Source organism: Stenotrophomonas sp. YJH_SMC_21, from assembly GCF_059369555.1.
The window spans coordinates 67,445-87,010 of the sequence record NZ_JCAFSU010000011.1 but is presented as its reverse complement, the minus strand read 5'-3'; the positions used below and the strand labels follow the sequence as shown (position 1 = coordinate 87,010).

Sequence of the window (19,566 nt, the reverse complement as noted above, 5' to 3'; positions counted from 1 at the left end):
CTGCAGTTCAAGCAGCGCGCGGCGCCCGCCACCCGGCCCACGCACCCGCAAGCGCTGCCCAGCCCCCTTTCCAGCCGCCCCCCGCCAGGCAGACGTTGGCCAGGCGTGCGATCAACCGCGGCGCATCATGGGCGATCCAGCCTGCCGGCACATCCACGCGGCGATACAGTTGCAGGCGCGACCAGGCCATGCGCCAGGCGAGCGCGTGAAGTCCCTGGAAGCGCTCCGGCGCCACCACCACGCCGCGCTGCCCCAGCAGATCGGCCAGGGCCAGCAGGCGCCCGGCCGTGCGCTGGCGCGCCTGTGAATCGAACAGATCGAGATGGCGCAGGCGTTGCAGGAAACCGCGGCGACTGGCACCGATCTGGTTGTTGCCATGCTGCCGGTAGTCGATGGTCGGTTCGGCCAGCATGTCCAATCCTCCACGCAGCGATGCGTGGACCGCCAGCCATTCGTCGTGGCTCCAGCCCGGCGGGACCGGCAGCGATCCGGCCAGCAGCCCGCGGCGCAGCGCGCAGGTGGCACCGGTGATGAAGTTGCGCAGCAGGATCGCGTCGATCGCAAGGCCCGAGCGTTCCAGCTCGACCTCGGCCGGATGGACCACCAGTACCTCCAGCAGCCGCTGGCCAAGCGGCGCGCCCTGCGCATCCACCAACCTCGCGTCGCTGTGCAGCAGCAACAGGGCCGGGTCTGCCCGGAAGCGTTGAACATAGCGGCGGACACGCCCCGGATGCCAGACATCATCCTGGTCGCACAGGAACAGGATGTCGGCCTGGCAACGCATCAGTGCATCGGCGAAATTGCGCACATAGCCGAGATTGCGCGCGTGCTGGACGATCTCGACACCGATGCCCAGCGCCTGTGCACGCGGCACGAAGGCCTGCAACAGCTGCAGCGTCTGGTCGCTGGAACCGTCATCGCCGATCATGACTTCGTTCACCGGAAGATCCTGGTCGAGGATGCTGTCCAGCTGCGCCTGCAGGTAGCGCGCACCGTTGTAGGTGCACAGCGCGACGCCAATGCGCTCGGCAGGGGCCGATCGGGATGGCGCGTCAGGCATCGAACGTACTCGCGGAAACAAGGGCCGGGGGATGGTAGCAGAGCCCCTCCCAAGAGGATGGATACGATGGCTGGCTAGCCGTTGCCGGGATACGCAGCGATCCGCTGCACGGCCTGGGCCGCGCTCATCGGTCGCCACGTGTCCGCGTCGGGCTGGAACGGCCGCGGATGTACGTCCAGCAGCGCCTGCAGTGGGCCATTGTCCGCAATCAGATCCTGCTGCAGGCGTGACACCGGACCACGCGCCCGCGGCAGCACCGCGGCCAGGCCCCGCAGTGCCGCGCCCGGCAACGGCAGCGCCAATGTCGGCTGTGCCAGGCTGGCGTGCACGCGGCGGAACATCGCGTGATAGGGCAGGCGCTCGCCACCGCCGATTTCCAGCACCCGTGCCGACGCTGCACCGGTGGCGATGCAGGCCACCACGGCGCGGGCGATATCGTCGGCATGCACCGGTTGGCGCAGGCCTCCCACCAGCGGAATCGGAAACAGGCGCAGACGCAGCGCACGCTGCACGATCGGGGTGATGCTGCGGTCGATGCCGGCCCCATAGATCAGGGTCGGCCGCAGGATCGTCCAGCCCATGCCAAGGCGCTCGGCCTGCGCGATCAGGCCCGCTTCGCCCCGCTGCAGCATCGCCACGACGTCCTGCTCGTCGGCCTGCTCGGAATTCTGCTTGCTCAGCACGCTCATCGAACTGGTGGCGATGACCTGCCGCGCGGGGGCCGCCGTCTGCCGCGACAACCACTGCGCCAATGCTTCAAGGGGGCCGAAGCTGGCAATCGCCTGCCAGTCCGGAGACGGCACGCTGTCCAGCGCAGCCGCCAGGTCCCCGCACAGCCACTGCACGCCGTCCTGTGCCGGTTGCGGTTGCCGGCTCACCGCCTGTACCCGCCCATGCGCCTGCACCAGGCGCGGCAGCAGGAACCGGCCGATCTGGCTGGTGGCTCCGGAAACAAGGACGGTCATCGGCACTCCGTGGGGATGTTGCGAGGGGTGGCTACTATAGCGGTCCCTCCGGCAGCGGCGGGCTCAGGGCGACGACACCCCGATGTCGCGCAGGCGCTGCCGCAACTGCTGGTACTCGCTGCTGGAAGGGCCGACGCCAAGCTCGCCCGCCTGCTGGAGCGCACGTTCGGCAAAGGCGACATCTCCGTTGCCCAATCGTTCGCTGCCAATCGCAATCCAACGCTGCGCGAGGCGCTGGCGGGCCGCAGGCAGGCCGCCAGCGGTGGGAGACAACGTCTGCCAGGCCTGCAGGCAGGCACCTGCAGCCTGCACCCGGTTCTGCCGGAGATTGTCGTCGAAACAACGGCGACTGGCAGGCAGCAGGCGCGCGGCCGCGGCCTTCACACGTGAATCGCGCGGTGCCAGCGCCTGTGCTTCGCGAAGGGCATCGAATGCGCTGTGCCCCGGCGGGCTGATCCATTGGCCTGCGCGCTCGGCGCGTTCTATCCGGCGCAGGTGATCGCGCAGCTCGCGTTCACGCTGCGCGTTGCTCACTGCGGGCTGCTGCAGTGCCTCCCGGGCCTGCCGTGCACGCTGCAGGCGCTGCACCAGTTGCTGTCGTGCCGCCTGCGAAGCGCCCAGTGCTTCGGCCAGCACGGCATCACGCTGCGCCGCCTCGAACTGGAAATCGTCGGCCTGGATCTGGCTTCGCGCCAGCACCGCCTGCAGCACCTGCTCGCGGCCCCGCTGGGCAGTGGGATCGTCCGGCGCCACCGCCAGCACGGCCAGGAACCCCTTTGCGGCACGTTCCAGCTGCTGTCGCTGAAGTGCGCGCTGTGCCTGCCGCAAGCGCTCGTCGACCGCCCGTGCCAGGGCCTCCTGGCTGGCGGGAAGATCGGCGTGGCCTGCATCGAACAGGCGCGCGCGCTGCAACGTCGCAGCGGCTTCAGCCAGTTCCCCGCGTCCGGCCAGGGCGCGCGCGTGCTGCAGCAGATCGCTCAGTGCATCCTCGCGCCCTTCCAGAGCGGGCAGGTTGTCCGGCTGCAGTGCCAGGATGCGCTGGAACAGCGGCAACGCACTGCTGTCGCCATCGTCCAGCCGGCCGGCCGCGAACGCATTGCGGGCCTGGGCCAGCAACGCGCCGATACCGGCGCCGGCGCTACGCCGCGCCTGCAGTTGACGGGCCACGGCGTCGGCGTCGCCCTGCGGCACCTGCAGCTCGCGGGCCAGCGCCAGTGACTGCGCGCTGCCCTCCAGATCGTCGCCCTGCAGCTTGTCGCGGGCCTGCTGCAGTGCTGCCGCGGCGGTTCGCGCAAGGCCCTGGCGCGCCTGCGGCCGATCGCCATCCAGTGCCAGCACCGCCTGGTAGCGCTCCCGCGCACCACTGCCGTCGGCCGCACTCAGCCGGCCGGCGGCGAGCGCGCGATCGCCTTCGACCAGCAGCTGTTCGATCTGCGGCTCGTCCCAGAACCAGTCGGCCAGCGGCTTGCGCAGCAGCACCAGCAGCACGAACACCGCCAGCGCCGCGACCAGCGCCCATCGCCAGACCCGCCGCGCATGACGTGCCTGCAGCCACCACCAGCGGCCTTCGCGGCGGACGCGATCCAGCGCAGGGTGTTCAGCGCCATGCGGGCGATGCGGGGGCTCGCGTTCCATGCGTGCAGGGTAGCCGGGGCGGCGTGAAGCTCAGCCGAGGCGACGCGCCTCGCTCACGCCCGGCAGCGCGTCCAGCTTGCCCAGCAGGTTCGACAACTGGTCGTAGTCGCTGACCTTCAGCCTCAGGCGCAGATGGGCACGGCCACTGTTGCGCACGTTGTCACTGTGGATGTCGAGCACGTAGGCGTCTTCCTGGGCGATCAGGTTGGTGATGTCCTTCAGCAGCCAGCGGCGGTCGACCGCATCGACCACCACGTCCACCTCGTAGCCGCCCCCGGCCTGGCCCCATTCCACCGGCAGGATGCGCTGCGGGCTGGTGGCCGCCAGCCGGGCCAGCGCGGCACAGTCTGCCCGGTGCACGGTGACACCGCGGCTACGGGTGAGGTAGCCGACGATCGGTTCGCCGGCCACCGGCTGGCAGCAGCGCGCCAGCTGCACCAGCAGATTGCCCACGCCCTGCACCGTGAACTTGGACTTGCCCAGGTTCTCGCGGCGGGCGGTCGGGCGCGGAAGCGCCGGCGCAGGGGCCGGCTGGCTGGCCGCGCGCTCTGCCTCCAGCAGCGTACGGCTGACCTGGTTCGGGCCGGTGTCGCCCAGCGCCACCTGGATGTAGAGGTCGTCAACGCTGTCGGCATGGAACTTCTTCGCCGCCACCGCCAGATCCGAATGCTGCAGCCCCAGGCGCTTCAGCTCGCGCTCGAGCAGTTCGCGCCCGGCCTGCACGTTGCGCGCGCGGTCCAGCTTGTGGAACCAGCTGCGCACCTTTTCGCGCGAGCGGTTGCTGGCCAGGAAGCCCAGCGCGGGCATCAGCCAGTCGCGGCGGGGGTCGGCCTCCTTGCCGGTGAGGATCTCGACACGGTCGCCGCTGCGCAGGCGATAGGTCAGCGGCACGATGCGGCCATTGACCTTGGCGCCACGGCAGCGGTGGCCCACCATCGTATGTACCTGGTAGGCGAAATCGAGCGGCGTGGCCCCCTGGGGCAGGTCCAGCACCTCGTCCTTCGGGCTGAGCGCATAGACCCGGTCCTCGGTCAGCTCGGCGTCGAGTGCCCCGGCCAGTTCATTGCCCTGCCCGTCCTGCGCCTGCTCCAGCAGCTGGCGCATCCAGGTGATCTTGCGATCGAACGACTTTTCCGCGCCCTTGCCGCCTTCCTTGTACTTCCAGTGCGCGGCCACGCCCAGCTCGGCCTGGGAATGCATCTCGTGGGTGCGGATCTGCACTTCGATCGTGCGCCCTTCCGGGCCGACCACGGCGGTGTGCAGCGAACGGTAGTCGTTGGCCTTCGGGCGTGCGATGTAATCGTCGAACTCGCTCGGCACCGGGGCCCACAGCGCATGCACCACACCCAGCGCGGCGTAGCAGGCGGCGACGTCGTCGACCATCACCCGCACCGCGCGGATGTCGTACAGCTGGTCGAACGCCAGCCGCTTCTTCTGCATCTTCCGCCAGATGCTGTAGATGTGCTTGGGGCGGCCACTCACTTCGGCATGGATGCCCTGTGCGGCCAGCTCGCGCGACAGCTGCTTCTTCACGTTCTGCACGTAGCGCTCGCGCGCCACGCGGGTTTCGTCCACTTCGCGCGCGATGCGGCGGTAGGTTTCCGGCTCCAGGTGGCGGAACGCCAGGTCCTCCAGCTCCCACTTCAGCTGCCAGATGCCCAACCGGTTGGCCAGCGGCGCATGGATGTCGCGGGTCAGCTGCGCCAGCGCCCGGCGCTGCTCGTCGTCCAGCTTGTCGGCAGCGCGCATTCTCGCCAGCTGCCGGGCCAGCAGGATCGGCACCACGCGCAGGTCGCGGATGATCGCCAGCAGCAGGCGGCGCAGGCCCTCGCTGTTGCGCCCGGCCTCGCGGCCAGCATGCAGCGCCCAGACCGGATCGGCGGCGTCCTGGCCGTCGAGCAGGCCGATCACCGCCGCCTTGTGGTTGCCCAGCGGCAGCTGGTCCAGGCTGGCGCGCAGGCCGGGCAGGTCGAACAACAGCGCGGCAACCACCGCGCCTTCGTCGGCCGAGAGCATCGACAGTGCATCGAGGGTATCTCCCAGCACCGACCAGCTGGCGCGCATCTGGTGGTCGCACTCCGGTGCTTCCCAGTGTTCGCGCAGGGCCTGGCGCAGCGGAGCGGGCAGCACCGCGGCGGAGGGACGGTTCAACAAGGCATCCAGGCCGGGGACAGAAGCGCGGTTCACAGCATCGAGCAGGCAAGACAGAGGTTCCTACACTAGCGCCGGCGCCGTTCAGGGACAATCACCGCAGCCACCATCACCCGGCATGAAGACATGCCGCTACACTCGCCGGCAAACCCAGGAGAGTTCCGCCATGCCCTCGATCGCCCCACGTTTCCGTCCACGGCTGCTGGCCTGCGCCGCACTGCTGCTGTCCCTGTCGGCGCCTGCGCTGGCCCAGCGCGTGGTGGACGGTGACCTGCAGCAGCAGATGTCGCCGACCGAATTCAAGGCGGCCGGCCTGGACAAGCTGAGCGCGCAGGAACTGGCCACGCTCAACCGCTGGCTGCAGGGCAAGGTTGAAGCGGCGACGACCCAGGCTGTGGCAGCGGTACGCGAAGAAGCCCGCGAACAGGGCCGCCAGGAAGTGATCGTGAAGAACCGCGGGTTCTTCGATTTCGGCAGCAGCGAGCCGATCACCGGCGTGCTGCAGGGCGAGTTCCGTGGCTTCGGCAAGGGCCGCGTCTACGTGCTGGACAACGGCCAGGAATGGGAGCAGACCGACAGCACCAGCGTGGTCGGCGTGCGCAAGCAATCGCCCAAGGTCAGCATCAAGCCCGGCGTGATGGGCGTGTGGTACATGAAGGTGGAAGGCGTGAACAGCCAGCCCAAGGTGCGCCGCTCCAAGTAGTGGATCCACGCCACGCGTGGATGACATTCCACCGTACCCCGCCGGTCATCGTCCGGCGGGGTCGGGTCGCGGGTTACGAGGCCTGGCGCAGTGCCGTCACCCGCTGCGCCAGCTTCTTCGCCGAAATGCCGGTACGTGCCCCCAGCTCCTGCGCGAACAGTGACACCCGCAGCTCTTCCAGATCCCAGCGCAGCGCCTGCCATTGCGGGCGATCGCGCAGGCCCTGCTGCTCTGCCGTTTCCAGCGCTTCCAGGAACGGATGCAGTTCCAGCATGCGTGCCTGGTCACGTGGCGGATCACGCTTGGCGCGTTCGGTGCGCAGGATCATGGCCTTCAGGTAGCGCGGATACTGCGCCAGCGCGTCGGCCGGCGTATCGCGCAGGAAACCGGGGTGGATCAGCCCGGCCAGCTGCGCTTCCATGTCGTCCAGGTTGCCGCGCGCCCAGCCCATCAGCGGCGCCTCCAGCATCGGCTTCAGTTCGGCCACCAGCGCCAGGATGGTCTCGGCCAGCTTCAGCCGCGACATCGCCTCGCCAAACAGGGCCTTGGCAGCGTGTTCGCGGCGCTGCTCGAACGCCGTCGCATCGCGGATTTCCTCCAGGCCCTCGGCCAGCACTGCATTCATCGCCGCATCGACCAGGTCGCCGCGCAGCCGCTCCTGCGATTCGATCGCCGCGTAGAGAAGACCGGTCTTGGCACCGACCGGCAACTGCTTGCGCGCCTGCTTCACCTTGTCGGCCAGGGCGATCTCCAGCAACCGGCGCACACCCAGCGGGTGCGCCTCCTGCGCCTGCTGCCGATCGGCGAAGATGCGCAGCGCCACGCTGTCGCCTTCATCGAGCAGCGCCGGATAGGCCGGCACGCCGGCTTCGCCAGGCACCTGCAGCGGGATCGGCGTGGCCGGGAACGTACGCAGGCCATCGGCCGCCATCTCGCGGCCAGCGCGTGCAGCGAAGGCATCACCGGCACGGCCGCCAAACTTCGCGCGCAGCGCGTCCAGATCACGCGAGGTGGCCAGCACTTTGCCCTGTTCGTCGCGCAGGCGCAGATTCATGTGCAGGTGCGGTTCGATCGAACCCGGCTCGAAATCGAGCGCGGTCACGGTGGCACCGGTTGCACGTGACAGGAAACGCGCCAGTTCGCCGATGATGGCATCGGCGCTGGGCTGCGGGAACGCCTCGTAGAACGCGCGGCCGAAGTCCGGCGCCGGCACGTAGTTGCGGCGCATTGCCTTGGGCAGGCTGCGGATCAGTGCCGAGGCCTTGTCGGCGACGAAGCCCGGCGCCAGCCAGCCCAGCTGCACCGGGTCCAATGCATTGAGCAGGTGCAGCGGCACGTCCAGGGTCACGCCGTCATCGTCGGCACCCGGCTCGAAGCGGTAGTGCAGCGGCAGCCGCGCCTGGCCCAGCGCCAGGTATTTCGGGTAGCGCTCCTGCTCACTGCCCTCTCCGGGCAGCAAGTCTGCGAGCGACCAGTGCAGGGTCTTGCGCTGTTCCGGCGCCAGCCCCTTCCACCAGGCATCCAGGCCCGCAACCGAATGGATCTGCGGCGGCACCCGGTCCAGGTACCAGCGCGCCTGCCAGTCCTCGTCGGCGACGATGCCGGCGCGACGCAGCTTGGCTTCCTCCTCGCGGGCGACCTCCAGCACTTTCTGGTTGTCGGCCACGAAACTGGCGCGGGTGTTGATCTCGCCGGTCACCAATGCCTGGCGCACGAAGATGTCATGTGCCTCGCCCGGCTCGATGCGGCCGTAATGCACCGGCTTCTTCGGCGCCAGCACCAGGCCGAACAGGCTGATCTGCTCGGACGCCAGCACCTGTCCCTGTGCGCGCGACCAGTGCGGATCGAAGTGCTTGCGCAACAGCAGGTGCGGCAGCTCGGCAATCACCCAGTCCGGTTCGATCGCGGCCAGGGTCATGCCCCACACCTTCTGCGTATCCAGCAGATTGGCCACCAGCAGCCACGGCGGCGGCCGCTTGGACAGCGCCGAACCCGGGAACGGCAGGAAGCGGCGCTGGCGTGGCGCCTGGAAATCGCCCTTCTCGGTGCGGTGGCCGATCTGCGTCGGCAGGCCCGCCACCAGCGCCCGGTGCAGGGTCTGGTAGGCAGCGGCGCGCACGCGTTCGCTGAAACCGCCGCCAACCGGCGCCTGTTCCTTCTGAGCGCGCACGGCCACCGGCGCCGGTGCAGTCTCCGCCTTGCCTTCGCGGGCCAGGCGCGCGGCGCGGTGCAGCTGGCCCCGGGTGGCTTTCACCGCCGCCGCGTCATCACGCGCCGGGGCCGGCGCACTGCTGCCGGCCAGCAACGGCGCCATCGACGCCTCGCTGGCCTCCTCCTTCCAGCCCAGTTCCTCGCACAGCAGCCGCAGCTGGCGATGCAGCTCGCGCCACTCGCGCATGCGCAGGAAGCCGAGGAAATGACGTCCGCACCAGTCGCGCAGCTTGGACTGGGTCAGGTCTTCATGGGCCTGCCGGTAGGCATCCCACAGGCGCAGCACGCCAACGAACTCGGAGCGGCCATCGGCAAACTGCGCGTGCGCGCTGTCGGCCGCACCACGCGCTTCGGGTGGGCGTTCGCGCGGGTCCTGGATGCCCAGGAACGAGGCGATCACCAGCATCGGCCGCAGGCAGCCGGCAGCTTGCGCGGCCACCAGCATGCGCGCAAGCTTCACGTCCACCGGCAGGCGTGCCATCTGCTTGCCGATGGTGGTCATGCGCCGCTCGGCGTCGATCGCGCCCAGTTCGGTCAGTTGCTGCCAGCCATCGGCCACCGCACGCTCGTCCGGTGCCTCCAGGAACGGGAATTCCTCGATCCGGCCCAGGCCCAGCTGCAGCATGCGCAGGATCACCCCGGCCAGGCTGGAGCGGCGGATTTCCGGATCGGTGAACTCCGGCCGCGCCTGGAAATCGGATTCGGCGTACAGGCGGTAGCAGATACCTTCGGCGATACGGCCGCAGCGGCCCTTGCGCTGGTTGGCGCTGGCCTGCGAGATCGGCTCGATGTGCAGGCGGTCCAGCTTGTTGCGCGGGCTGTAGCGCTTGACGCGGGCGAAGCCCGGATCGACCACGTAACGGATGCGCGGCACCGTCAGCGAGGTTTCGGCCACGTTGGTGGCCAGCACGATGCGCCGGTTCGGCCCGGGGTTGAACACCCGGTCCTGGTCCTGGTTGGACAGGCGCGCGTACAGCGGCAGCACCTCGGTATTACGGTACTTGCGCCGTTCCAGCGACTGGTGCGCATCGCGGATCTCGCGCTCGCCCGGCAGGAAGATCAGTACGTCGCCGCGCGCATCCAGGCGGGTGATCTCGTCAATGGCCGACACGATGGCGTCGTTGACGGTGCGTTCGCCCTGGTCTTCGCCCTCGCCTTCCAGCGCGCGGTAGCGCACTTCCACCGGATAGGTACGGCCTTCGACGCTGATCACCGGCGCATTGTCGAAATGCTGGGCGAAGCGCTCGGTGTCGATGGTGGCCGAAGTGACGATCAGCTTCAGGTCCGGGCGCTTGCGCAGCAGCTGCTTCAGGTAGCCCAGCAGGAAATCGATGTTGAGGCTGCGTTCGTGCGCCTCGTCGACGATGATCGTGTCGTAGTTCGACAGCCAGCGGTCACTGGCGATCTCCGCCAGCAGGATGCCGTCGGTCATGAACTTGATGCGGCTGTCTTCGCTGACCTTGTCATTGAAGCGCACCTGGTAGCCGACCAGCTGGCCCAGTTCACTCTGCAGTTCCTGTGCCACGCGGCTGGCCACCGCACGTGCGGCAATCCGTCGCGGCTGGGTGCAGCCGATCATGCCGGCCTGGCCACGGCCGGCGGCCAAGCACAGTTTCGGCAGCTGGGTGGTCTTGCCCGAGCCGGTTTCACCGGCGATCACCACCACCTGATGTTCGCGGATCAGCCCGATGATGGCGTCGGCTTCACGCGCAATCGGCAGCTGCGGGTCCAGAGTAATGGACGGCTGCTGTTGCGCCCGCACCTGCCGGCGCTGCACCGACGCCTGCAAGGCCTGCTCGAAGGTGGCGGCCAGTGCCGCATCCTGTGGCTTGGCCTGGCAACGCGAGAGCATCCCCAGCAAACGGCCCCGGTCGCGGCTCATGGCGCCGTCGATGGCGGCACGCTGTTGGCGCAGGCGGGGCGATGGATTTTTATCGATAGAGTTCATCAATCGGTTCGTTCAAAACTTTGAAAGCGACCAGTCATCACGACCGGTTTATTGTGAAGGCCAACGATTCCACAAGGAGGAACCCCATGGCGAAGACCAAGAGCACGACCAAGGCCAAGACCGGCAAGCAGAAGCTTGCTGCGGCGGCACCGTCGGCACCGAACATCGATATCGGGATCACCCAGGGCGACCGCAAGAAGATCGCCGACGGTCTGTCGCGCTTCCAGGCCGATGCGTTCACGCTCTACCTGAAGACGCACAACTTCCATTGGAACGTGACCGGGTCGATGTTCAACTCGCTGCACACCATGTTCGAGACGCAGTACACCGAGCAGTGGGCGGCACTGGACGACGTGGCCGAGCGCATCCGCGCGCTGGGCTTCAATGCCCCGGGCTCCTACCGGGAATTCGCTGCGCTGACCTCGATCGCCGAGGAACCGGGCCTGACCGACAGTGCGGACTGGCGTGAAATGGTACGCCAGTTGGTGGTCGCCAACGAAGCGGTCTGCCGTACGGCACGTGAAGTGCTGGAGGTGGCGGCCAAGGGGGACGACGCCCCGACGGAGGATCTGATGACCCAGCGCCTGCAGACGCACGAGAAGTACGCCTGGATGCTGCGTTCCCTGCTCCAGTAAGGGTTGGGGGTGTTCGGCAGGGCTGCGCCCTGCACCCGCAGAGGCCTTGAATCAAAGGCCAGAGCCAGAGCAGAAGCTGGTTTCCTGAGGGTTGGCGGGGTGGATCCGGTGGCAGGGGACGCCGTAAACCCGTCCATGGGGGCTTGGCCGCGGCATCCATGCCGCGGACACCCCTGCCACCGGCCCCACCCCGCCTTCGACAGTTTTCCGCGATCTGCTGGAACGGCGTCCGCTCTGGTAGGTGTCGACCTTGGTCGACACGGATGAATTCATTCGATATCTGACAGAGGTGTCGACCAAGGTCGGCACCCACCAACGGCCGCGGGAAACTGTCGAAGGTGGGGCGGTGTCGGATTGCGGGGTGTCAGCCGCATGGATGCGGCTGCCAAGCCTACACGGACGTACTTGCGGCGTCCCCGCACTCCGACACCGCCCCACCAAACCACGAATCACCCCAGAGCCGGCTGTTGCCTTTGACGTTGCTCTGGCTTGTAGCAGGTGCAGGGCGCAGCCCTGCCGCCGCCTCCGGGAGGTAAACTAGCCGGATGCCTTCCCGTCCCGCGCACGACCTGCTCCAACGCGTCTTTGGTTACGACGATTTCCGTGGTCCGCAGCAGGACATCGTGGAGCATGTGGCTGCCGGTCATGATGCCCTGGTACTGATGCCCACCGGCGGTGGCAAGTCGCTGTGCTACCAGGTCCCGGCCCTGCTGCGTGACGGATGTGGCATCGTCATCTCGCCGCTGATCGCGTTGATGCAGGACCAGGTCGAAGCCCTGCGCCAGCTCGGCGTGCGTGCCGAGTACCTGAATTCAACCCTGGATGCCGAGACCGCCGGCCGCGTCGAGCGCGAACTGCTCGCGGGTGAGCTGGACATGCTCTATGTCGCTCCCGAGCGGCTGCTGACCGGCCGCTTCCTGTCGCTGTTGTCGCGCAGCCAGATCGCCCTGTTCGCCATCGACGAAGCTCACTGCGTGTCGCAGTGGGGCCACGACTTCCGCCCGGAATACCGCCAGCTGACCGTACTGCACGAGCGCTGGCCGCAGATCCCGCGGATCGCGCTCACCGCCACCGCCGACCCGCCGACCCAGCGCGAGATCGCCGAGCGCCTCGACCTGCAGGAAGCACGCCACTTCGTCAGCTCCTTCGACCGCCCCAACATCCGCTACACCGTGGTGCAGAAGGACAACGCGCGCAAGCAGCTGACCGATTTCCTGCGCGGCCACCGTGGCGAGGCCGGCATCGTCTACTGCATGTCGCGGCGCAAGGTCGAGGAGACCGCTGAATTCCTCTGCGGCCAGGGCTTCAACGCCCTGCCCTACCACGCCGGCCTGCCGCCGGAAGTGCGCGCGAACAACCAGCGCCGCTTCCTGCGCGAGGACGGCATCGTCATGTGCGCCACCATCGCCTTCGGCATGGGCATCGACAAGCCGGACGTGCGCTTTGTCGCGCATACCGACCTGCCCAAGTCGATGGAAGGCTACTACCAGGAAACCGGCCGCGCTGGTCGTGATGGCGAAGCTGCCGAGGCCTGGCTGTGCTACGGCCTGGGCGACGTGGTACTGCTCAAGCAGATGATCGAACAATCCGAGGCCGGCGAAGAACGCAAGCAGCTGGAGCGGGGCAAGCTCGATCACCTGCTGGGCTACTGCGAATCCATGCAGTGCCGCCGCCAGGTGCTGCTGGCCGGTTTCGGCGAGACCTATCCCCAGCCGTGCGGCAACTGCGACAACTGCCTGACGCCGCCGGCCTCGTGGGACGCGACCATTCCGGCGCAGAAGGCGCTGAGCTGTGTCTACCGCACTGGCCAGCGCTTCGGCGTCGGCCACCTGATCGACGTCCTGCGTGGCAGCGAGAACGAGAAGGTGAAGCAGCAGGGCCACGACAAGCTCAGCACCTACGCCATCGGCCGCGATCTGGATGCGCGCACCTGGCGCAGCGTGTTCCGCCAGCTGGTCGCCGCCAGCCTGCTGGAAGTGGACAGCGAGGGCCACGGTGGCCTGCGTTTGACCGATGCCAGCCGTGACGTGTTGACCGGCCGCCGCCAGATCAGCATGCGCCGCGACCCGGCCAGCAGCACCAGCGGACGCGAGCGCAGTGCGCAGCGCACCGGCTTGTCGGTACTGCCGCAGGACCTGGCACTGTTCAACGCCCTGCGCGGCCTGCGTGCCGAACTGGCGCGCGAACAGAACGTGCCTGCCTTCGTGATCTTCCACGACAGCACCCTGCGCAACATCGCCGAGCAGCGCCCGACCAGCCTGGATGAACTGGCCCGGGTCGGCGGCATCGGCGGCACCAAGCTGAGCCGCTACGGCCCGCGCCTGGTCGAGATCGTGCGCGAAGAAGGGTAACGCCCGGCTCCCTGTAGCACCGAGCCCACGCTCGGCTGCCGTGGCCGCAGAAGCAGCCGAGCGCGGGTTCGGCTCTACATTGGTGCCGGTCCAACCTTGAACCGGCCATTCAGCCGGAAGTGCATCCACGGCCGCTTGCGGCTAGATTAGCGCCATGTCCCTCGCCTCGACCCTGCTCCGTGTCGTGCTCATGCTCAGCCTGCTGCTCAACGGGCTGAACGCGGCCATGGCCAGCGGTCACGAGGAAATGGGCCGGATGGCCCACGCGGCAGCCGCCCTTGAAGGCGGCAATGCCGACTGCCACCACCACGCCGCCATGCACGCCGATCAGGCCCCGCAGGCCAAGGCCCCCGCCCACGACGCCCACTGCCAGATCAAGGACTGCGTGCGCAGCTGCGCCCAGCACCCGCTGCTGGTGGTGCAGGCGTTGCCGTTCATGGCCGGCCCGGCGTTGTCGCTGGCACCGCAGCCGATGCCGGCCACCGGCCGCCCGTCGCCGCCGCTGCCGCCGATCTCACGCCCTCCCATCGGCTGATTCCACACGCACTGTGCGCCCTGCGCACCGGAGCCGGCGGCCTGCCGGCGTCTTTCCGTGTCTGGAGTCTCCACCATGAATACCCGCAATCCCCCCGGTCCGGGCGCTGTGCCCATGCCGTCGCGCCGCCTGTTCGTGCAGGGCCTGGCCGCCGGTGGCGTGGTCGCCGGCATCGCCGCTGTCGGCGTGCCGCAGCGCGCGCTCGCCGCCGCCACTGCCGCCCCACGGTTGGCCGGTGCCCCTGCCGTGCTCAGCGATACCCGCATCGAACTGGCCATCGGCGAATCGCTGGCCAATTTCACCGGCCGCACCCGCCCGGCGATCACCGTCAACGGCTCGTTGCCGGCCCCGATCCTGCGCTGGCGCGAAGGCCAGACCGTGGACCTGTTCGTGCGCAACACGCTGGAACGCCACCCGACCTCCATCCACTGGCACGGCATCCTGCTGCCGGCCAACATGGACGGCGTGCCGGGCCTGAGCTTCAACGGCATCGGCCCCGGCGAGACCTACCACTACCACTTCCAGCTGAAGCAGTCGGGCACCTACTGGTACCACAGCCACTCGATGTTCCAGGAACAGGCCGGCCTGTACGGCGCGCTGATCATCGACCCGGCCGAACCGGCGCCGTACCACCACGACCGCGAGCACGTGATCATGCTGTCGGACTGGACCGACATGGATCCGGGCGCGCTGTTCCGGCGCATGAAGAAGCTGGCCGAGCACGACAACTACTACAAGCGCACCGTGCCCGACTTCCTGCGCGACGCGAAACGCGACGGTTGGTCCGCGGCGCTGTCCGACCGTGGCATGTGGGGCCGGATGCGGATGACGCCCACCGATATCTCCGATATCAACGCGCATACCTACACCTACCTGATGAACGGCACCGCCCCAGCCGGCAACTGGACCGGGCTGTTCCGCAGCGGCGAGAAGGTGCTGCTGCGTTTCATCAACGGCGCCTCGATGACCTACTTCGATGTGCGCATCCCCGGCCTGAAGATGACCGTGGTGGCCGCCGACGGCCAGTACATCCATCCGGTCAGCATCGACGAATTCCGCATCGCGCCGGCCGAGACCTACGACGTGCTGGTCGAACCCACCGGCCAGGACGCCTTCACCATCTTCTGCCAGGACATGGGCCGCACCGGCTACGCCGCCGGCACGCTGGCGGTGCGCCACGGGCTGCAGGCCCCGATTCCCGCGCGCGACCCACGCCCGTTGCTGACGATGAGCGACATGGGGCACGACATGGGCAGTGGTGGCCATGGTGGCCACGACATGGCCGCGATGAAGGGCATGGAGGGTGGCTGCGGCGCCAGCATGGGCCACGGTGCGCACGGCGGTGGCGATGCTGCCGGCAAGGCACCGAAGCATCCGGCCAGCGAGCGCAACAACCCGCTGGTGGACATGCAGAGCTCGGCCACCGAACCGAAGCTGGACGACCCCGGCATTGGTCTGCGCGACAACGGCCGCCAGGTGCTGACCTACGGCGCGATGCGCAGCCTGTTCGAAGACCCGGATGGCCGCGAGCCGAGCCGCGAGATCGAGCTGCACCTGACCGGCCACATGGAGAAGTTCTCCTGGTCGTTCGATGGCGTCCCGTTCGCCAGCGCCGAGCCGCTGCGGCTGAACTACGGCGAGCGCATGCGCATCGTGCTGGTCAACGACACCATGATGCAGCACCCGATCCACCTGCACGGCGTGTGGAGCGATCTGGAAAACGCGCAAGGTGAGTTCCAGGTCCGCAAGCACACCATCGACATGCCGCCGGGCACCCGCCGCAGCTATCGCGTGCGCGCCGATGCACTCGGCCGCTGGGCCTACCACTGCCATCTGCTGTACCACATGGAAGCGGGCATGATGCGCGAAGTGAGGATCGAAGAATGAGCCGTTCACTGCTTTCCCCCAGCCTGCTGGCCCTGGGCCTCGCCGCCGCGTTGCCGGTGTTCGCGCAGTCGCACGCCGGCCATGACATGGGCGCGATGAACGCGCCTGCGAAGAGCGCGAAGACCCCGGCCGAACCGGTCGATCACTCAAAGATGGATCATTCGGAGATGGACATGGGTGCGGCGGATCAGGCCGGCATGGACCACTCCATGATGGACCACTCGAAGATGGACCATGGCTCGATGCAGCCAGCGGCGATGGACCATTCGCAGATGGACCACGGGGCGATGGGCCATGGCACGCCTGCACCCACCGAACCGCGCGAACCGATCCCGGTCCCGACCGATGCCGACCGCGCTGCCGCCTTCCCGCCGATCGCGCATGGCGCGATGGAACACGCGCCGGAGATCAACAGCCTGCTGCTGATCGACCGGCTTGAGCATTGGGATGGCAAGAGCAGCAACGGCCAAGCATGGGAAGCCACCGGCTGGATCGGCGGCAACATCAACCGCCTGTGGCTGCGCACCGATGGCGAACGCAGCCGCGGCCGCACCGAATCGTCGTCACTGGAAGCACTGTATGGCCGCAGCGTGTCGCCGTGGTGGGACGTGCTGGTCGGCGTGCGCCAGGACTTCCGCCCGTCCGACTCGCGCACATGGGCGGCCATCGGCATCCAGGGTCTGGCGCCGTACAAGTTCGAAAGCTCGGCCACGCTGTACATGGGCTCCGGCGGCCAGGTGCTGGCCAAGGCCGAGGTCGAGTACGACGTGCTGCTGACCAACCGATTGATCCTGCAGCCGCTGATGGAAGCTACCGTTGCGGCCAAGGACGAGCAGGAGTACGGCATCGGCCGTGGCCTGAACAAGGTAGAGGCCGGCCTGCGCCTGCGCTACGAGTTCAGCCGTCGCTTCGCGCCCTACATCGGCATCAGTCACGAACGCAGTTTTGGCGACACCGCCGACTATGCCGGTGACCACGCGCGCGACACGCGCTGGGTGGCCGGCGTGCGCATGTGGTTCTGAGCAGCGGATCGTGAGCAATGGCCAGCCCCGGCAGCCGCCGGGGCCGGCTACACTGCGCCACGTTCCAATGCAGGCACCGCCATGTCGTTGCAGATCCGCCGCGCCACCCTTGCCGATGTCGATGCGCTGTCGGCGATCGCCATCGCCACGTACAACGAAACCTGGGGCGATTCCTATCCGCCGCAGGAGCTGCACGATTTCCTGCAGGCGCACTACAGCAGCGAACCGCAGCGCATCGAACTGTCCGACCCACGCAGTGCCATCTGGCTGTTGCTGGACGGTGACGCCGTGGTCGGCTACCTGGCCGCGGGTGCCAACACCTTGCCGCACACGGATGCATGCGAAGGTGACATCGAACTGAAGCGGTTCTACATCCTGGCCGGACACCAGAACGGCGGACATGGTGCACGCATGATGGACGCGTTCATGGCGTGGCTGGACCAGCCGCAGCGCCGCACCCTGTGGGTAGGCGTGTGGGAAGAGAATTTCGGCGCGCAGCGCTTCTACGCGCGCTATGGCTGCAGCAAGGTTGGCGAGTACGACTTCATCGTGGGCGATACCCACGACCGCGAGTTCATCCTGCGTCGGCCGTGATCACGCGCCCCATGTAGAGTCAAGCTTGCTCGACTGTTAGCGCCAAACGTCGAGCATGGCTCGACGCTACAAACTAGAAATCGAACAACTCCGACAGGAAGCTGTCCTTCTTCTTTTTCTTGTAGCCGTGTCCCCGGTTGTCCTCGTAGCGCTGGCCGAGGTGGCGGGTATCACGGTGCGTCACCGGTGGCGGCGCGGACGCCGGCTGAGCCTGCACGGGCGCTGGCGGAGGTACTGCAGCACCGGCGCCTGCACGTTCGATGATCTTGTCCAGCTCGCCACGATCCAGCCACACACCGCGGCAACTCGGGCAGTAATCAATCTCGATGCCATGGCGTTCGGCCATCTGCAGCGTCTGGGTCTTGCACACGGGGCACAGCATCGGCATTGCTCCTGTCGGTCTGGTTTCGACTGTACCTGCACCGCGATGACTGTGCGGCAACGCGTGACCGATGGCACAGGGACTTCCGGCGGGTGTCCACATGCATACCGCGTGGCACGCTGCGTCCTTGTTCCGCAGGGAATGCGTACATGACCGTGTTGTCCCGCCTGCCCACCACCGCACGCCTGTTGCTGGTGCTGCTGGGTGTCGGCCTTGGCCTGAACCTGCGCGATATCGCCACGGCCATCGGCACACCGATTCCCGCACTGCCCATCCCCTATGGCGGCAGCCTGTTGGACAACGCGCTGGCGGTACTGGTGGCACTGCTGCTGGCCGCGCTGCTGCGGCGCCGTGGCATGAGCCTGCTGGCCAGCCTCGGGCTGCGCACAAACGGCTGGAGCGGTCCAATGTGGGTGTTGCTGGCCAGCCTGCCCTGCTGGCTCGGCCTGGCGCTGCTCGGCACGCCGAACACCGCGCTGACCGTCTTGGATGCCACGATGCTGGCGGTGCTGTTCCCGCTGGCCGAGGAAGTGCTCTTCCGCGGCTTGGGCTTCGTGCTGCTGGTGAAGATCGTGCGCGGCCCCTGGCCATGGCTTGCACTGCCGCAGGCGCTGTTGTTCGGCATGGTGCACTGGCTCGGCTTCGGCGGGTTCGACGGTGGCGGCATCGCGCTGTTCGTCGGCGCGGTGATCGCCCTGGGCGGCTTCATCTTCGCCTGGCTCGACCACCTTGACGGCAACACGCTCTGGTGCGGCCTGGTCCTGCATGTTTCGATGAACCTGGCCTGGAATGTGTTCAGCCTCGATGACGCCCTCGCATTGGGCTGGCAGGCCACCAGCCTGCGCATCGGCACCGCCCTGCTCGCGGTCGCGGTGCTGGCCTGGCACGTGCGGCTTCGGCGCCAAAGAAGCCTGTAACGCCCGCTTAGCTTGCCGTGCACGTCGGGATCACTACCGGCTTGCGCATACTTGCGCGCCTTTTCACCGTTGCTGTCCGGAGTTGTCGCGTCATGTTGCTGTCCAAGCGCCACGTTGAACCCCGCGTCCTGCTCATCGAGGACGCCGAGGAAACCCGCGAACTGAGCCGGCTGGCGCTGGAAAGCCAGGCCTGCCACGTAGTGGGCGTGAGCTCTGCCGAAGCGGCGCTGGGCCTGCTGGCCGCCGGTGAGCGTTTCGACCTGCTGTTCACCGACGTGAATCTGGGCGCGATCAGTGGCATTGAAGCCGCCAACCGGGTCCGTGGCCTGTATCCCCAGCTGCCGATCCTGGTGACGTCGGGCATGGACCAGCACCAGGTGCTGCCGCAGCTGCGCGACGGCATCCATTTCCTGCCCAAGCCGTACAACATGAGCGAACTGCTCGACGCCATCCGGCTGTGCTTCCGGCACGCCGATGTGGGCGTATTGACCGGGCCGGATGCACAGGCGGCCTGAGGCATTCATCCACGCATGGCGTGGATCTACTGCAATGGCCCTGTAGATCCACGCC

The 19,566-nt window shown here is 68.0% G+C and carries 15 protein-coding genes; 9 read left to right on the top strand and 6 right to left on the bottom strand.

Annotated elements, in window-relative coordinates; all coding sequences use genetic code 11:
- Positions 1–7: 7 nt before the first annotated feature.
- From AC5P67_RS14700 to AC5P67_RS14685, 4 genes are all read right to left on the bottom strand, one after another.
- The gene (locus AC5P67_RS14700; protein WP_241889333.1) at positions 8–1,060 is read right to left on the bottom strand and encodes a glycosyltransferase family 2 protein; all 1,053 of its coding nucleotides are present in this window, start codon (positions 1,058–1,060) and stop codon (positions 8–10) included.
- Between the two features lie 74 nt (positions 1,061–1,134).
- Positions 1,135–2,025, bottom strand: coding sequence for an SDR family oxidoreductase (locus AC5P67_RS14695; RefSeq protein WP_005414259.1), 891 nt, complete (start codon positions 2,023–2,025; stop codon positions 1,135–1,137).
- A gap of 63 nt (positions 2,026–2,088) precedes the next feature.
- Entirely contained in the window at positions 2,089–3,660 is a 1,572-nt protein-coding gene (locus tag AC5P67_RS14690) for a hypothetical protein (protein ID WP_099484100.1), read from the bottom strand.
- Positions 3,661–3,690: 30 nt separating this feature from the next.
- Positions 3,691–5,847, bottom strand: a complete 2,157-nt coding sequence (locus tag AC5P67_RS14685) for a bifunctional (p)ppGpp synthetase/guanosine-3',5'-bis(diphosphate) 3'-pyrophosphohydrolase (RefSeq protein WP_032965949.1) — start codon at positions 5,845–5,847, stop codon at positions 3,691–3,693.
- Positions 5,848–5,977: 130 nt separating this feature from the next.
- Here AC5P67_RS14685 and AC5P67_RS14680 point away from each other — a divergent pair, with 130 nt between their 5' ends.
- Positions 5,978–6,514 carry a hypothetical protein gene (locus AC5P67_RS14680; RefSeq protein WP_005410728.1) on the top strand — a complete coding sequence of 179 codons (537 nt, stop codon included), beginning with the start codon at positions 5,978–5,980 and terminating at the stop codon, positions 6,512–6,514.
- A 73-nt stretch (positions 6,515–6,587) separates the two neighbouring features.
- On the opposite strand, the gene hrpA is transcribed toward AC5P67_RS14680, so the two are convergent.
- On the bottom strand, positions 6,588–10,673 hold the full coding sequence (hrpA, locus tag AC5P67_RS14675; protein WP_241889332.1) for an ATP-dependent RNA helicase HrpA: 4,086 nt from the start codon (positions 10,671–10,673) through the stop codon (positions 6,588–6,590).
- A gap of 86 nt (positions 10,674–10,759) precedes the next feature.
- On the opposite strand from hrpA, the gene AC5P67_RS14670 reads away from it, so the two are divergent.
- The 6 genes from AC5P67_RS14670 to AC5P67_RS14645 all read left to right on the top strand — a co-directional run bounded on the left by AC5P67_RS14670 (position 10,760) and on the right by AC5P67_RS14645 (position 17,697).
- A complete protein-coding gene (locus tag AC5P67_RS14670; protein WP_005410730.1) occupies positions 10,760–11,308 on the top strand; it encodes a Dps family protein in 549 nt (182 codons plus the stop codon).
- Between the two features lie 545 nt (positions 11,309–11,853).
- Positions 11,854–13,659 (top strand): DNA helicase RecQ, encoded by a 1,806-nt coding sequence (gene recQ, locus AC5P67_RS14665; protein ID WP_099524734.1) that lies wholly within the window; start codon positions 11,854–11,856, stop codon positions 13,657–13,659.
- A 154-nt stretch (positions 13,660–13,813) separates the two neighbouring features.
- A complete protein-coding gene (locus AC5P67_RS14660) occupies positions 13,814–14,194 on the top strand; it encodes a CopL family metal-binding regulatory protein (protein ID WP_099524736.1) in 381 nt (126 codons plus the stop codon).
- 75 nt (positions 14,195–14,269) lie between these two features.
- Entirely contained in the window at positions 14,270–16,081 is a 1,812-nt protein-coding gene (locus AC5P67_RS14655) for a copper resistance system multicopper oxidase (protein ID WP_227415653.1), read from the top strand.
- Positions 16,078–17,103, top strand: coding sequence for a copper resistance protein B (locus AC5P67_RS14650; RefSeq protein ID WP_495214832.1), 1,026 nt, complete (start codon positions 16,078–16,080; stop codon positions 17,101–17,103). Before AC5P67_RS14655 ends, AC5P67_RS14650 begins: the two co-directional genes overlap by 4 nt.
- Before the next feature lie 81 nt (positions 17,104–17,184).
- On the top strand, positions 17,185–17,697 hold the full coding sequence (locus AC5P67_RS14645) for a GNAT family N-acetyltransferase (protein ID WP_262094588.1): 513 nt from the start codon (positions 17,185–17,187) through the stop codon (positions 17,695–17,697).
- 73 nt (positions 17,698–17,770) lie between these two features.
- On the opposite strand, the gene AC5P67_RS14640 is transcribed toward AC5P67_RS14645, so the two are convergent.
- Positions 17,771–18,079, bottom strand: a complete 309-nt coding sequence (locus tag AC5P67_RS14640) for a TFIIB-type zinc ribbon-containing protein (RefSeq protein ID WP_044570743.1) — start codon at positions 18,077–18,079, stop codon at positions 17,771–17,773.
- 149 nt (positions 18,080–18,228) lie between these two features.
- Here AC5P67_RS14640 and AC5P67_RS14635 point away from each other — a divergent pair, with 149 nt between their 5' ends.
- Complete coding sequence (locus AC5P67_RS14635; RefSeq protein WP_262094587.1) at positions 18,229–18,996, top strand: CPBP family glutamic-type intramembrane protease; 768 nt, start codon at positions 18,229–18,231, stop codon at positions 18,994–18,996.
- Between the two features lie 92 nt (positions 18,997–19,088).
- Positions 19,089–19,511: a response regulator gene (locus tag AC5P67_RS14630; protein WP_005414268.1), complete on the top strand. Its 423-nt coding sequence runs from the start codon at positions 19,089–19,091 to the stop codon at positions 19,509–19,511.
- Positions 19,512–19,566: the final 55 nt, after the last annotated feature.